Raw genomic sequence first — 15887 nt, forward strand, 5'->3', positions numbered from 1 at the left:
ATATGTACTATACTGAGCACCTCCTTGCTTTACAATCCATAGTAGCACTTACTGTTTTACGCAAGAGCATATTGCAGTATATCACAAGATGCTCTCATGTAGGAGCATCACAACCGCTTTTTTCTGCCATTATTTTTCTAGCTGATAAATCAGGTGGCAGAATACTATGCCTCGGGGTTTTCCTCGTCTTAGAACTGAAGAGCAAAAAGTTAACCAAGTAGGGCAACGCGTAAGGGAGCGAAGAGCTGATCTACACCTTACACAGGACAATCTTTGTGCCAGAATAGCACAGATTACAAATGGATGTTGGATTCCTGACCGGCGTGAAATTTACCGTATTGAAGATGGACGACGAATTGTATCCGACCTCGAAATACTAGTGCTTGCTAATGTTCTTGGTTGTTCTGCCTGCTGGTTACTGATAGGTGAGACTCAGAACGTTTGACCTATATGGTAATCTGTGTTGATGCTTTTTCACTGTGGTGAGCCACAGGTGATTGAGTGGATATGATCGATCACTTGCATCACCACAGTATTAGAATTGCAAGGGGGCTTAGCCAGGACGATAGTCCTGTCTCCCCGACCAAACGTTCTCTATGCGATTTTGCCCTGTCGGGATTCCGGCGGGGTTTTTCGCGCTTTAAGTGATCGTCGATTACCTCGCATGATATCTAGCTCAAAAGAATACTTCATGGGCGGGTCGGAGTGTGGAATATACAAAATGGTAGTTCACGCATAGATTGATCGGCCCGGAGTATTCCAGATATGCCGCTTTTTGAAACCTGCGCGAAACTTGCAGTCTATCTCTTCTGTATCGGTCTGGCACTCGAGTTGTCACACCGTTTTTACTGGAAGATGAATGAGCAGGTGGCACAATCTCAAATGTCATCTTTCTCTCGCACCTTGTTGGGAGTGCTGATAGCATGCATCCCAATGGGCACTTCCGTTGCCATTACCCTTGCATTCATCATGATTGTAGACAAGCAGTCCATTGCGTCTCTGGGTCTGGTATACGACGGAGGTTCTTTGACGCACTTGGCCTACGGAGCCGGTATCGCGCTGGGATGTGTGGTTCTGGAATATCTGATCGGGCTGCTGTTTGGATATGTCAATGTAAGGCCTTCCATATTATCTGATGACTGTATTGCCTGCCTGCCACTGTTTTTGGGCGGTTTGATCGACTTTATGAGCGCGGCAATTTTTGAAGAGATCATTTTTCGGGGTTACGTATTCTATCTGCTCTATAATGCGTGGGGACTGGAAGTAGCAATCGCGATATCGTCATTCATATTCGCAGTCGCTCACCTGTTCAAACACAAGAGCATGCCGGCGTTGTTCACTCTCAACGCATTTATCTTTGGTCTCATCCTGGCATTTTGTAGATTCCATACGGGAACACTCTGGCTTCCTATCGGTTTGCACTTCGGCTGGAACGTGGCATCCGGGCCGATATTCGGTCTTCCCTGTTCCGGCCGCTCATACGAACGCGGGGTCGTAGTAAGCGACATATCCGGCCCTTCTTGGCTAACAGGCGGATTATATTCGCTCGATGCCGGCCTGCTGGGAACACTTGCGCTGGTCGTGGCGGCGATTGGACTATTGATCGTTGCGCCTATGCAATGAGTGTTATAACCTGCCGAAATATCGGAGGTTTGCTGCCTTGGAACGTTGTGAATACTGGCTGCCGGAGTCACGGACTCAGTGGTGCGAACTCATGAGCGGCGCATGCAAATGTGAAGGTAACGAGGCACACTGCGCAATTCATGGAGCGAGCATATCTTCATTCGTCAATAAGCAGGAGAGAGAGATAACCAGAGAAGAGTGTCTCAGAGACCAGAAAAAACGCTCGCACAATTATCTTAGCTGAGAGATTTTTCGTGCGGTCATAATCGCTTGCGCAACCTGTTTGCGTTTGGCGTATATAGCTTCAGGCGATCTTGAGAAACCGGGCAAGTCCATTACCAGGTCGTCTCCGATTTTTCTCTGCGAAATGGTCATGGGCATTGGCTTGGGTATTATATCTGAGTCTGTTTTCTCTTGACAACCGGTTTTCTTGGGGCTAAAATACTTTTGTGAAGAAGCTCTACGTTGTAAATCTTCGAGAGGGTGCCAGGATCGAAGAAGTATTCCTGGTAGTTACCAAGTCGGTTGCAAGCACACGCACCGGTTCGCAGTTCCTCAAAATGACCCTTGCTGATAAGACCGGCACGGTGGACAGCGTCAAATGGGACGCCACAGAATCCGAAATTGCGCGTATCAGCGAGGATGATTATGTACAGGTCCAGGCAGCCGTTAAGAGCTACAATGACCATCCTCAGCTTGTAATAGAGTCTTTTCAGCGCTGGGGCGAGGCTATTGACCCTTCGGACTTCCTACGAAGTTCACAACGCGACCCCGATAAAATGATGACTGAGCTTACAGCCATTTTGGAGCAGGTGACAAATCCCAAACTACGCACCCTGCTCGATGGGTTCTTTTCAAACAGCGAGTATGCGGTCAAGTTCAGGCAGGCTCCCGCCGCAAAAAAGATTCATCATGCATATATTGGCGGACTTCTTGAACACACGCTCAACGTCGTCCGAACGTGCGCCGCTCTTTCCGACCTCTATCCCAATACCGACCGTGAGCTGCTGCTGACTGCCGCAGCTCTGCACGATATCGGCAAGATAGATGAGTATCTCTGGTCAAGCTCGATCAAGTTTTCTGACGCGGGGCATCTGGTGGGGCATGTTGTGGGCGGAGCGATGATGGTGAAGGAAGCAGCGGACAAGATCGATGGTTTCGATCCGACAATGAGCCTTGCGCTCCAGCATATGATACTTTCTCATCACGGGGAAAAGGAGTGGGGCTCGCCCAAGCAGCCCAAGAGCATCGAAGCGGTTATGCTCCACACTGCTGACGACCTTGACGCAAAGCTGGCTATATTCGATGAGGCCATACACAACTCTGATAACGGCGGACTTTTTACTGAGCGTCACTTTTTGCTGGACAGACCGATATTCAAAGGCCTGCCAAGTTGCACCGGCCTCTTAGAAGATACGGGGCAGCCGGAAGAAGCGGTCCTGCCGAATGGTGATGCGGCTGATATGGAGAGCTTTGCCGCGGACGTTGATTACGATCCGTTTGCGGACGAATAGACAAGTTTGTATCGAGGAAGAGGGAGAGGGTGAAAGGAAGAGCGAGCTTAACAGCCGCTCTTCCTCCATTTTTGGGCAAATACACATTTGATGTTTATGCAGCTTTGATCTTGATTGCATGTAATGATATAGTGTGCATGTCATATGGAGAAATACGATAAGAAACAGACATACGAATACTGTCAGATACGCTCGAGTATGGTCAGGTTGGATGTCATACGCGTGACTGCCACTATGCCTGACTACGTTCGCTCAGAGGCGAATCTGCTTCCGGTCGGATGCAACAGGGCAAATGACTGCAAGCGCGAAGGCATAAGATGCATAGTATATGATAAATACGGCTCCGATCCATGCCCGGAAGCCTGGAAAGGAGAGTTCTGACATTTAGTATTTTATATTTTATATTTTATATTTGGGCTTTGGCGTATGGGATAAACCGGGGGAATAGTAGGGGAACGGCGTTCCTGTAATGGGCATATTCATCGCCGAACCTTGCTGCAAGCGCTCTTTCCTCGAAAATTATCAAATATGGTATTATGATCGCTACTGCCGCCGGCAGCATGACCAAACCCGATATAGACCTCTGAAGAAGCCCCACACCAAGCAGCAGAAAAATCAGCCCGATTATACTTGGATTTCTGGTATAAGCATACGGGCCGGTTGTCACCAGGACTTGGGTTGGGTGAAGCGCTGTTCCGAATGCTTCCAGCGGCAGTCCCTTGCCCACAAACAACAGATATGTATATGCCCATAAGACCCAGAACAAGCCTGCCAGGAATGAAAACGCCGCCAATATAAACAAAACAGGACTGTCGCTCAGATGTTCCAAGCCCAGAGATCGGTCAATCGCCTGCGCTATATACCAATACGCTGCCGGAACTACCGCGCCAATCAATACCAGGGAAAATGCTATGCCGAAGATGGCCTTTCTTGTACTCACAGTCATTGCAAGTCACCTGCTTGAAATAGAATGGCACGCCCGCCGCCGCACATTTCTTGTAATCACAGTCATTGGAAGTCATTCCTGGTTTGATTGATTACCCCGCCTTTAAGATTACCCTGTAATTACAAGTAGCCAAACATGAAGATGGGCCGGGGAAATCTCTCCCCGGCCCAAAACAAGACACAGCAAAAACTGTGCTAAGTGATTCACGGTAAGTCGCTTGCACAACGCTATAGTTTTTGCGCCACAAAAACCACAAGCAATCGTGCAATTTACTAAGCGTAAATTGCTTAGACTTTCGCCACAGTGCCATCTATAGCAGGCACGATTATCTTCTCAACGAAGTCTTCCACCTTATCCGGCGTAACATGCCCATGCACCTTGCCGTTGACTTCCACATTCGGGCCCTTATCGCAGTTCTCAAAGCAGAAGCTGGCCTTGAAGTCTATCTTATCGCTTATGCCCTTCTTTTCAGCCAGGTCCATAAGCTTGCGCATGGTGTCGTATGAACCGTTTGCGTAGCAGCATGTGCCTATGCAGACGCTCACGCTAACTTTATCAGCCGCGCCGCCTTCCTGCACGTCAATAACCTCACCGGTGAGCCGTTTGCGGTGCTTATACTGAGTGTGCAGCAGATGATGCGCCGCAGTGCTGTTAGGCTCTTTCAGCCAGTTGCGATATGCTTCCTGCACAAACGGGTTGTCCTTTGCATTATGCAATGTCTGGACGCGGTCGCAGTCATACAGCGCATTCTTGCGCCGCTCACGAGCATCCATATCATTTGGCAGAGGCTGCCCAGCTCCGCCGATACACCCGCCGCGGCAGCTCATCACTTCGACTATATCGTACTTCGCCTCGCCGCTCTTGATCTTTTCGAGCAAGTCGCGAGTGTTTGCCAGGCCGTTGACTACCGCCAACCGCACTGTCTCACCATTAATGCTGACCTCGGTCTCTTTCACTCCGTCAAGGCCGCGCACCTGGTAGAACTCATAACTCCGATTAGGCTGACCCTCTTGAGCGGTCGCAAGTCTCAGAACAGCTTCGGCCACGCCGCCGCTGGCTCCAAAGATGATGCCAGCGCCGGTCTTGAACCCGAACGGCATATCCATAGACTCCGGCGGAATCTCGCTGAAGACAATGCCCGCCTGGCTGATCATTTTTACGATCTCTTGAGTGGTCAAGACAACGTCCACATCGGGTACGCCGTCGTGGCTGAACTCAGGCCGTGACGCCTCGAACTTCTTGGCTGTGCACGGCATCACGGAGACGACTATCAAGTTCTCCGGCTTGACCTCCAGGTCCTGCGGCAGATACTTCTTTGCGAGCGAGCCGAACATCTGCTGTGGGCTCTTGCAGCTTGACAAATTGCCTACAAACTCAGGATAGAACTGCTCAACAAACTTCACCCATGCCGGGCAGCAGCTTGTGAACTGCGGCAGCTTCTCTCCTGTTTCGAGCCTCTTCAAAAACTCGGTGCCTTCTTCCATAGTGGTAAGGTCCGCTGCAAATGATGTGTCGTATATGCGCGAAAAGCCGACCTTGCGCAGCGCGGCGGAAGTCTTTCCCATGGCAAGTTCGCCGTCCAACACGCCGAACGCTTCGCCGACAGCAGTCCTTACCGCAGGCGCAATCTGCACGACCACGACCTTGTCGGGGTCATAGATAGCTTTCCAGACCTTGTCCACTTCGCTCTTTACAGTCAGAGCGCCTGTCGGGCAAACAGTTGAGCACTGGCCGCAGTAAACGCACTCGACCTCATTGAGGCACTTACCGAACGCCGGGCTGACCTTCACAGACGATCCGCGTCCCACAAAGTCCAGAACACCGATCCCCTGCACTTCCTTGCACATTCTTACACAGTCTCCGCAGAGAATGCACTTATTGGGGTCTCTGACCAGCGATTTGTTGGACATGTCCACAGGCTCCATTTTGGAACTTGTGGGGAAGCGCACGTCCTTGACACCCAGCCTCTCGGCCAGCGACTGCAGACGGCAGTTGGTGTTCTTGTCGCACGTCTGGCAGTTGCCGTGATGGTTAGCCAGCAGCAGCTCGAGCGCCATCTTGCGGATGCGCATTGTCCTTACAGTGTTTGTACGAACTACCATACCCGGCTCAGGCGGGGTGGAGCAGGTGGGCTGAAGCCCTCTGCCTTCTATCTCGCAGATGCACATCCTGCACGCGCCGTATACCGACAGCTCAGAGTGGTAGCAAAATGTCGGCAGATCGATTCCCGCTTTGCGTATTACTTCAAGCAGGTTCTTTTCACCGGTCAGTTCGACCCTGGTTCCATCAACTGTTATATAATTTTTATCCATTATCTAATCCCTCACTTTGGGTGTTAGGTGATGGGTGATAGGTGTTGGCGAACAGCTACTAATACCCAACACCTAATACCTAACACCTACAAAGTTACCGCTCCGAATTTGCACACATCCGCGCACACGCCGCACTTGATGCACTTTGCCGCGTCGATCACGAATGGGCTCTTGATCTCGCCGGATATCGCGCCGACCGGGCACTTCTTTGCGCACAGCCCGCAGCCCTTGCATTTTTCGGTTGTGATCGTGTATGTCTTGAATGCATGGCATTGACCCGCCGGGCAGACCTTGTCCACCACGTGGGCGATATATTCGTCACGGAAGTGCTTCAGGGTCGAAAGGACCGGGTTCGGAGCCGTTTTACCGAGTCCGCAAAGCGCGCCGTCCCTGACTGTAAGCGCAAGCTCTTCAAGCAAGTCGATATCTTCAAGTGTGCCTTCGCCTCTGACGATCTTTTTAAGGATCTCGAGCATCCGCTTGGTTCCCTCGCGACACAGGACGCACTTTCCGCACGACTCGCTCTGGGTAAAGGTCATGAAGTAACGCGCGACCTCCACCATGCATGTGCCCTCGTCGAGGATTACAAGTCCGCCGCTGCCGACCATTGCTCCCGCCGCGCGGAGACTGTCATAATCCAGCGGCAGATCGAGGTGCTCCTTGGTCAGGCATGCGCCGGACGGTCCGCCGATCTGCACGGCCTTGAACTCGTGGCCGGGTGTGCGGATACCGCCGCCGATATCATACACGACCTGCCTGATAGTTGTTCCGAGCGGAACCTCGATAAGACCCGTATTGGTGACCTCGCCCGTAATGGAGAACGTCTTGGTCCCCGGAGACTTCTCAACTCCGAAACTTCTGAACCACTCCGCTCCATGGAGGATGATTTTTGAGACGTTGGCATAGGTCTCAACATTATTGATAACCGTAGGCTTTCCCCACAGACCCGACTGTGCCGGGAACGGCGGCTTGGGCCTTGGCATACCTCTTTGACCCTCAATCGAGGCGATCAGAGCGGTCTCCTCGCCGCAGACGAATGCTCCGGCGCCCTCTTTGATATGAATGTCGAATGAGAAGGGGCTTCCCATCACGTTCTTGCCCAGTATTCCCGCCTCGGTAGCTTGCTCGATCGCTCGCCTCAGGCTCTTAATTGCGAGGGGATACTCGGCTCGAACATAGATATAGCCTTCATCCGCCCCTATGGCGTAACCCGCGATCAGCATTCCTTCGAGTATCGCATGGGGATTGCCTTCCATCACAGCGCCGTCCATGAATGCGCCGGGGTCGCCCTCGTCACCGTTGCAGACAACATATTTCTTTTCACCCTGAACGGCTGCAGTGAGAGTCCACTTGCGACCGGTCGGGAATCCTGCGCCGCCGCGTCCTCTCAAGCCGGAGTCCAGCACTTCTCGGCAGACGTCTTCAGGAGTCATCGAGAAGATAACTTCACTTGCAGCCTTGTAGCCGTCCCGGGCTATATACTGGCGAATATCTTTCGGGTCGATGGTGCCGCAGTCGGAAAGGAGAATGTTGGTCTGGTGCTTATAGAACGGGATATCTTCCCGGGTCTTATAGCTCTTGCCGGTCGCGTCATCCTTGAGAAGGAGCCTGTCGATTACGCGGCCATTGAGGACTGTCTCTTCGACTATCTCAGCCGCGTCTTCGGGCTTGAGTTTCATGTATAGGTAATTGTAAGGCTCGATTTTAAGGATCGGACCGTGCTGACAGAGTCCCTGACAGCCGCTTGCAGAAAGGCGCACACCATCTTTCTTTTCTTCGAGAATATCGATCTTTAGAGGCACGTTCTTGCGTTCAAGCTCTGCATTAAGAGCTTCAAACACTTCACGAGCGCCGCTTGCAACGCAGCCGTTGCCGCAGCAGAGTGTCAGCCTGATCTTCTCCGCGGCAATTGCGGCCTGAACATCGGCTTTGATCTTGGTAAGGTCCTGTGGAGAACTGATAATTCCTATTGTGCTCAACGGGCTGCCTCCTTCTCCAATTCATCAATCGCGGCGACAACCTTATCGGGGGTCATGTGGCCGTAAATTTTATCGTTAATGACCACGGCGGGCGCAAGCCCGCATGCGCCGAGGCAGCTCACTGTCTCAAGTGTATAGCGCATATCCTTGGTCGTTCTCTGGCCATCTTTAAGGCCGATTTTGTTTCGGATGGCGTCAATGATGGTCTTGTTGCCGCGCACATGGCAAGCTGTTCCATCGCAGACTCTAATCAAATACTTGCCCTTCGGCTCCAGCGAAAACTGCGCATAAAATGTAGCTACGCCGAAGACTGTCGCCGGCGGCACATCCAACGCTGTTGCGATAAAGGCCAGAATTTCCTCAGGCAGGTATCGGTATTCATCCTGAACCTTCTGCAGGATCGGTATCAGCGAGGATTCTTTTGTGCCGCATTCCTCGATGATATCGAGCACGCGCTGAAAGCTTCTGTCAGCGCTTTTTGGTTTTTCATGCGTGACTGCTTGTGCCACTATACTACCCCCGTAATAATTCAGACAATAGACAACAGATAATAGGCAACAAGACTGTTGCCCTGTTGCCTATTACCTACTTTTTCATCGTTCTCATGCGAAATGAGAGCGTCATAAGCCCCTGTTCCAGGCGCATGTTTTCGACAATCACATCCGACGGCACGTCAATCTCGATAGGCGAGAAGTTCCATATGCCTCTGATGCCTGCCGTCACGAGCAGATTGGCCGCGCTCTGCGCAGCCGAAGCAGGCACTGTAATACATGCTGCTTCAATCATCTCACTCTTAATTACGCCGAATAGCTCAGTTATATTGCGGACCTTAATGCCATGGGCTTCAGTCCCTATGACTTCAGGGTTCACATCAAAAATTGCTTTTAGCTGGAAGCCGCCCTGGCTCCACACTTCGCTGCCCGCCAACGCGCGTCCCAGGTTACCGAACCCGACCAGTGCGATCTTTTTGACGTTGTCGACATCCAGAGCCGCGATTATCGTGCGTTCCAGCGTTTCGATATCATAGCCTGACCTGGGCCTGCCGACCGCGCCGAGCGCCACCAGGTCCTGCCTGACTCTTGAACTGGATATTCCAAAAAGCCTCGCCAGTTCTTCGCTCGTTGCCGTCTTTTTCCCTTCGCTTTTAAGTTGTCCAAGGTATGTCAGATAGCTTTCGAATCTCAGAATGACTGCTTTGGGCACCATTGCCTCCAATTTTCCACACAATGGGAATTGTTATTCCACTAACGATTATATCCTACCATTCGTACTGCCATTCGTCAACAGATATCTTAGCCGGATTTCTTATTTAATGAAAATAACCTATAAGCTTAAGTAAGCGTTCACATTTAATCGTTAGCAAGGAAACTTTGTTGCGATTGGAGTGCGAGCTATTTGGATGCGGTGTTCCGGCCATGCTCGTAGACATACAGCACGTTCGTGAGTGATCTACTAGGAGATGATATGTTTTTTCCACGGTAGTGCATTGCCGATGACGACCCGCCGTCAAAGTTAAGCGCGTCCGTGCAGCCAAGATCGCTCATGATGGATGCCAGCGTATACAGTGAGCATGCAGAGGATGTGCTCACGAATATGAGTCTGTTTTTGCCGGTGAGGCCGACAGCCGTCCTTCGCGCGCTTCCCAGAACGTGCGAGTCCCTGAAACCTTCGCCGTATGGGTCGAGTGTAATGTTTCCGTCAGTGAGAAGACGCGGGCCGCACGCCATGACGGTTTCAAACCTGCTCCAGTCGGTATGGCGATTACGTATTGTGGGGACAAACGTCACTTTGTTATCCGATGTGATGCAAAGCCCCGTGCCCATCCCGCCAAAATGCGCCGTATTGCCGCCGATCACTATATCGCCTATTGGTTTCAGACTGCGGTTGCAGAAGAACGTGCCGTTGATGGCTGCCGTAGGCTTCAGACGGTGCATGAATGATCTGAACGATTCACCTCTGCCGACCCCGTTTTTTGCAATGGCTGCACTGATATGCACTGATGGATCGTCCATATTGATGTAGATAACATTGACGGCATGCCCGCGCACAAACGCCCTTGAATAACTTACCGACTTGCAGGATGTCTCATTTTCTCTGACTGCGGCAGTCCCCGGCTCTGCATGGGCGAGAAGAATCCTTACGGCGCCTGCTTTTTTGCGATAACGAGCAATAGATATAGGGGTTCGGCCGTAGTTGTCTTTTACATTGACATCTGCATTGCGCGAGAGGAGAAGTTCAAGGATTTCGATGCGTCCTTCACCTGCTGCGATGTGTGTTGGTGTAACACCATTCTTCTTCTTTGCATTAATATTTGCTCCGAGCGCTATCAACAGGTCCGCCATTGTGCGCTGGTTGCGATCTACCGCCCAGTGAAGCGGGGTTGCGCCGGATATGTCCTGCGAATTGACCAACGCGGGGTCGGCATTTACCAATTCCTGCACTCTGGCCAGGTCACCCCGCGCGGCTGCCTTATGTATCTCACCGGCCAACACAGGTGAACAGATTAAAACACAGAGCGCTAGACAGGCATATCGAAGCATTTACTAATGTTTCTCCGCTGAATTTAATTGCACACATTAAAAAAAAGAGTTGCTTATCCAAGCGACAACAGCTATGGCCACAAAAACACAAAGTGTCCCTTAGGACACTTGGGGCTTCAGTCGGCGCAGGATGACTACTAATGTAATTATATTATGCCCCTCGTGCGCGTGCTTAGTCAAACGAAAAATCAGTGAAATTTCATGCGCTGCAGGCTGCATTTTAAGCAGCGTGAGGCATTTCATAGGGCATATCCTTGCCCCAGGAGAGTATTTCGCCGCAACGTTTCAGCCCGATGCGCACTTCGTCAATAACGAAATTGACCGACTGCGCATCAAGTCCGGCAGCTTTTCCAATATTGTTCAGGCTTATATTTGGATGTATGCCGATCAGGTAACTGTCTTCTATGCGTTTTGCAAGCATGTTTGCGGCACGGACAGCCGATGTCAGTTCGGGATAATCCGAGGAGTCATCATTGTGGTGACAGGCAATTCCTGCAATAAGCTTATCAGAAAGCTGCCATGATGCAGCCAACTGCTTACCTATAAATACATGATTGGTGCACAATGCCTTGGTCTCGGCTTCAAGCATTTCAATTCTGCGCTCCCGGCAGTTTTCAACGATCTCTCTGAACCTGAACGGCAGCGCTCGCGCGATAACCAGTTTGCCGATGTCGTGCATCAGCCCCGCGACAAACGCCGCCTCCTCCGATTTTCTTTTGCATCCTGTTGCGAATGAGTAGAAAGATTCCGACGCGATGGCTGTCGTGACTGAATGCCGCCAGAAATTCTGCCAGTTGAACCCTGGAAACGCATAGCTTGGGAATAGAACGTCCAGCACGGAGGCGGATGCGGCCAGATTGCGGACATAGCCGAATCCCAGTGTGAGAATTGCATCGGTGACTGTCTCGGCCTTGTCTCTCCGGCAGAAATATGCCGAGTTGGCAAGCCGCAGCACCTTGCATGCCAGTGACTGGTCCAACATCACAACGCGCGCCAGGTTGTCCGCATCCACATCATCGCTTCTTGTGATGTCTATTATGCGTTTAAGAGCGGCAGGCAGGCTCGGTAAATCTATTCGGTCGGATGATCGGTGGAACAAGTTTACCTCCGTGTATTGCGTCGTGTCGGATAGGTATATATAATTTTCCGTCAACCGGACATATTCTTACACCGGATTATTACCGGGTATTGCGTTTGATATCGGCATGCTCGCGTTTTGTTGCAGACGAGATTGGGTAAATGCGGATGTGCTTGCGCAGATCAAAATCCTCGGCTCCCACAATCCTCAAGGGGGTCGAAATATTTGAAACCGAAACTCGTCTATATAGCGCTGGCCTGCGCGGTCTTGGTGCAGTCCGCATCGGCAGGCAGCATCTATCTCAAAAGCGGGACCATCAATACTGATGAGCCAAAATCGCTATCAGCCGAGCCTGGAGAGCAGATTGAGGGCACCGGCTATTTTATCGTGCTCTTTGGCGGTCCGATCCGGGATACATACAGAGAGTCACTGATCGACGCCGGTGCGCAAATACTGGAATATCTGCCCGACTTTGCGTATCTTGTTCGTATGGATCGCTCAAAGCTGGGCTCAATCAAGAGTCTTCAGTCTGTAAAGTGGGTCGGTCCATTCAAGCCTGAGTATAAATCGAGTGAAGACTTGTCGGATACCACCAGCAAGGGTCAGTTTGTGGTTACACTGTTTCCAGGCGCAAGCTGTGATTATGCGCTGTCAAAGGCGAAAGTCAATAAAATAGACACCTCAGGCCGGATGTGCCGTGTCCTGGCTGCCGGCTCGCAGCTTTCAGAGCTGGCAGAAACAGGTGCCATCTCGTGGATAGAGCCTTATGTCCAGCCGAGGCTGTGTAACAATATTGCTTGTGAGATATCAGGCGTGCCCGAGGTCCGGTCTGATATTGGCCTCTATGGATCGGGCGAGACTATAGGCGTGGCGGATACCGGGCTTGATACGGGCAGCTTAGCCACCATTTCATCAGACTTTGCCGGACGTATAAACAAGACATATGCTCTGCGCAGGACGGATGACTGGTCGGACCTTGTCGGCCACGGCACACATGTCACAGGCACTATCCTGGGCAGTGGTGCGCTTTCCGGCAGCGACCCTGCCTTGCATGACTATAACGGTTCTTTTGCAGGTGTGGCTCCTGAAGCCGATCTTTTGTTTCAGTCCATAGGCGATGACGGTTCATACGTATTTCCACCTCTCGACCTTGCCGATCTGTTTCAGCCTGCGTATGACGATGGCGCTCGGGTGCACAACAACAGTTGGGGCAGCGCTGCTGACGGCCAGTACACCACTTATTCAAATGAAGTGGATCAGTTTGTCTGGGATCACAAAGACTTCACGGTTGTCTTTGCGGTCGGCAATGAAGGCGAAGACCTGAACAAAGATGGGGAAGTCGATCTAGATAGTCTATATGCTCCATCGACCGCCAAGAACTGCATATCGGTCGGCGCAACCGAGAACCTGCGCACTACCGGCGGTTATCAGATGGGCTATGGTGTCGCATGGGGTTCCAGCTATCCTGTCTCGCCGATCAAATACGATCTGATGAGTAATAATGCGGGCGGTATGGCCGCTTTCAGCGGAAGAGGGCCGACAGACGACGGTCGGATCAAGCCGGATGTCTGCGCTCCAGGCACGAATATCATATCCAGCCGGTCTCATATTTCAAGCGCATCGACAGGGTGGGGCGCGTATGATTCTAACTATACGTATAACGGCGGCACCAGTATGTCCGCGCCGCATGTCTCCGGCGCGGCGGCGTTGATACGGCAGTACTATAGGCAGGTGAAGGGCACCACTCCCAGCGCCGCGCTGGTGAAAGCGACTCTCATAAGCGGCGCGGTAGACATCACTCCCGGCCAGTACGGCAGCGCGCAATATCAAGAAGTAAGCGGCGTGCCGGATTATGTCCAGGGCTGGGGACGCATGAATGTCAAAAACCCTCTCGATGCCGATCTTCCTATTGTGACCGAATTCGCCGATGAGACCTCAGGCCTTTCTACAGGCGGCTATCGCGATTATCAATACAATGTGATCGACAACTCCGTGCCGCTGAAGGTTACACTGGTGTGGACGGATTATCCCGGGGCGGTGCATGCCGCAATTGAGCTTGTAAACGATCTTGATCTTATCGTTACCTCTCCAAAAGGCGTTGTCTATCAGGATATTGACCGCTTAAATAATGTGGAGCAGATTTTGATAGCTTCACCCGAAACCGGAACATACAAAGTCCGAGTGAGCGGTTATAACGTGCCCATGGGGCCGCAGGACTACGCATTAGTGGTCTCGGGCGGCATGCCGAGCACCTATATTTCAGGCTCCGTCACATCCTCCACCGGAGCGGTTGTGCAGGGCGCAAGTGTAACGGTCATGTCGACTGCGGGCACCAAGCGATTGGTCACCAACCAAAACGGGAAATACTTGACCCGCGTTGGGTCGGGCACATATTCGGTCCAGGTCGGTATGCAGGGTTGGACATTTACCCCCAGAGGCAAAGTCGTGCAAATCACGGACGAGCCTGTCGAGAACGTGGATTTTGTAGGCCAGGGTAAGCCGGGCAGCATGTCTGGCACCGTGACAAGCGCGGTGGGGGGTGTAATAAGCTATATTGTCGAATCGCCGCACCCATATCTCAATAATTATGATCGGACCTATACAATTACAGCTCATGAGGGTGTATCGAACGTTCGAGTGCATTTTGCTGAGATCGATCTGCTCTCCGATGGTGACGAGATTACCGTCCTTGACAGTAATGACAACGTATCCGCCACATATACTGGCAAGGCCGAGGATATTTGGAGTCCATGGGTCGCTGGAAACATTATTAAGATTAGAATCCTGACAAATGAGACCGGCAACACGGGCTATGGCTTTTATGTCGACGGCTACGAGACCGATCTGGTCGGTCAGGGCGGCCTTCAGGGAGCGAATATCATACTCGATCCGGGCGGATATACGGCAGCCACTCTCTCAGACGGCTCCTACAGCTTTAATCAGATTCCAGCAGGGACGTATACGGTCACTCCGTCAAAGAGTAAGTGGACTTTCACTCCAAATTCAAAGACAGTAAATATCCCGGCTGACGGCGCCACATCGGGTGTGGACTTTACCGCCTTCCCACCGGGCTCAATCAGCGGCCGGGTGCAAATTGTAACCTCTGAAGTCCGGTCGATAGACGTGGAATCGCCGCATCCATATGATCCGAATTACGAGAACACATGGCAGATAGATGCGGCTGAGTCCGCCACCCGCATGCGGCTGCACTTTGCACGGCTAACCACTGAGCCTGCCTGGGACTATGTTTATATCATGGACGGCAGCGGTGAAATCATCGAAATATATACTGCAGATTATACCGATCTTTGGACTCCATGGATTGACGGTCATGTTGCAAAGGTGATGCTCACGAGTGATTCGGGCAACGAATATTACGGGTTCAAGATAGATAAATACGAGGCCGAGATAGTAGGAAATGGGCTGGAGAATGCTGTGATCAACCTCAATCCCGATGATCTGACCGTCAAGACATCCGGTGACGGCACGTTCGATTTCGGCCAGGTAAGTATCGGGACTCATACCCTGCTGCCGGAACTTCAGCCATGGTCGTTTGATCCCGAATCGGAGATGGTAAGCGTTTCAGCCGGTGTTGACCAAAACGTAACGTTTTATGTCAGTCTCAATAGCTTGGAACGCGTCATCTATGCCAAGTCGCTTCCACTGGGGCTTCAAATCACACTCAAGGGCGTAATTGTCTCCGGCGTGTTCGACGGTTTCTTTTACGTTCAGAATGCGGACATTCCGGTCGGAATACGTGTAGACTCGACCGCAGCAGTGAGCGAGGGAGATACGGTCACCGTGACAGGCAAACTTGCCCTGATAGACGGCGAACGAGTCATTCAGGCAACATCGGTTGAGTAACATTCTTGCAATTTGGTGCCGGCGCGCATAA

The 15887-nt window shown here is 51.7% G+C and carries 12 protein-coding genes; 5 read left to right on the top strand and 7 right to left on the bottom strand.

Annotation, left to right across the window (positions count from 1 at the left end; all coding sequences use genetic code 11):
• Window positions 1-765 precede the first annotated feature (765 nt).
• From ABFD83_13935 to ABFD83_13950, 4 genes are all read left to right on the top strand, one after another.
• Complete coding sequence (locus ABFD83_13935; GenBank protein MEN6358170.1) at window positions 766-1623, top strand: CPBP family intramembrane glutamic endopeptidase; 858 nt, start codon at window positions 766-768, stop codon at window positions 1621-1623.
• Window positions 1624-1660: 37 nt separating this feature from the next.
• Window positions 1661-1867: a hypothetical protein gene (locus tag ABFD83_13940; protein MEN6358171.1), complete on the top strand. Its 207-nt coding sequence runs from the start codon at window positions 1661-1663 to the stop codon at window positions 1865-1867.
• 205 nt (window positions 1868-2072) lie between these two features.
• Complete coding sequence (locus tag ABFD83_13945; protein ID MEN6358172.1) at window positions 2073-3137, top strand: HD domain-containing protein; 1065 nt, start codon at window positions 2073-2075, stop codon at window positions 3135-3137.
• A gap of 144 nt (window positions 3138-3281) precedes the next feature.
• On the top strand, window positions 3282-3518 hold the full coding sequence (locus ABFD83_13950) for a hypothetical protein (protein ID MEN6358173.1): 237 nt from the start codon (window positions 3282-3284) through the stop codon (window positions 3516-3518).
• A gap of 25 nt (window positions 3519-3543) precedes the next feature.
• On the opposite strand, the gene ABFD83_13955 is transcribed toward ABFD83_13950, so the two are convergent.
• The 7 genes from ABFD83_13955 to ABFD83_13985 form a co-directional block, all read right to left on the bottom strand.
• The gene (locus ABFD83_13955; GenBank protein ID MEN6358174.1) at window positions 3544-4083 is read right to left on the bottom strand and encodes an isoprenylcysteine carboxylmethyltransferase family protein; all 540 of its coding nucleotides are present in this window, start codon (window positions 4081-4083) and stop codon (window positions 3544-3546) included.
• 287 nt (window positions 4084-4370) lie between these two features.
• Entirely contained in the window at window positions 4371-6395 is a 2025-nt protein-coding gene (locus ABFD83_13960; protein ID MEN6358175.1) for a [FeFe] hydrogenase, group A, read from the bottom strand.
• Window positions 6396-6481: 86 nt separating this feature from the next.
• Window positions 6482-8374 (bottom strand): NADH-quinone oxidoreductase subunit NuoF, encoded by a 1893-nt coding sequence (gene nuoF, locus ABFD83_13965; protein ID MEN6358176.1) that lies wholly within the window; start codon window positions 8372-8374, stop codon window positions 6482-6484.
• Entirely contained in the window at window positions 8371-8883 is a 513-nt protein-coding gene (nuoE, locus tag ABFD83_13970; protein MEN6358177.1) for an NADH-quinone oxidoreductase subunit NuoE, read from the bottom strand. Before nuoE ends, nuoF begins: the two co-directional genes overlap by 4 nt.
• Window positions 8884-8959: 76 nt before the next feature.
• Complete coding sequence (locus ABFD83_13975; protein ID MEN6358178.1) at window positions 8960-9580, bottom strand: redox-sensing transcriptional repressor Rex; 621 nt, start codon at window positions 9578-9580, stop codon at window positions 8960-8962.
• A gap of 185 nt (window positions 9581-9765) precedes the next feature.
• On the bottom strand, window positions 9766-10914 hold the full coding sequence (locus ABFD83_13980; protein MEN6358179.1) for an ankyrin repeat domain-containing protein: 1149 nt from the start codon (window positions 10912-10914) through the stop codon (window positions 9766-9768).
• 220 nt (window positions 10915-11134) lie between these two features.
• Window positions 11135-12013, bottom strand: coding sequence for an HDOD domain-containing protein (locus tag ABFD83_13985; GenBank protein MEN6358180.1), 879 nt, complete (start codon window positions 12011-12013; stop codon window positions 11135-11137).
• Window positions 12014-12217: 204 nt separating this feature from the next.
• Here ABFD83_13985 and ABFD83_13990 point away from each other — a divergent pair, with 204 nt between their 5' ends.
• Window positions 12218-15856 (top strand): S8 family serine peptidase, encoded by a 3639-nt coding sequence (locus tag ABFD83_13990; protein MEN6358181.1) that lies wholly within the window; start codon window positions 12218-12220, stop codon window positions 15854-15856.
• Window positions 15857-15887 lie beyond the last annotated feature (31 nt).

It is taken from the genome of Armatimonadota bacterium (assembly GCA_039679645.1).
Taxonomy (GTDB): Bacteria; Armatimonadota; UBA5829; order UBA5829; family UBA5829; genus UBA5829.

What these genes read in the sequence shown, in the direction of transcription:
- ABFD83_13935 (MEN6358170.1), top strand. Translation starts at nt 766, where the DNA reads ATGCCGCTTTTTGAAACCTGCGCGAAACTTGCAGTCTATCTCTTCTGT.
- ABFD83_13950 (MEN6358173.1), top strand. Translation starts at nt 3,282, where the DNA reads ATGGAGAAATACGATAAGAAACAGACATACGAATACTGTCAGATACGC.
- ABFD83_13955 (MEN6358174.1), bottom strand. Translation starts at nt 4,083, where the DNA reads ATGACTGTGAGTACAAGAAAGGCCATCTTCGGCATAGCATTTTCCCTG.
- ABFD83_13960 (MEN6358175.1), bottom strand. Translation starts at nt 6,395, where the DNA reads ATGGATAAAAATTATATAACAGTTGATGGAACCAGGGTCGAACTGACC.
- ABFD83_13975 (MEN6358178.1), bottom strand. Translation starts at nt 9,580, where the DNA reads ATGGTGCCCAAAGCAGTCATTCTGAGATTCGAAAGCTATCTGACATAC.
- ABFD83_13980 (MEN6358179.1), bottom strand. Translation starts at nt 10,914, where the DNA reads ATGCTTCGATATGCCTGTCTAGCGCTCTGTGTTTTAATCTGTTCACCT.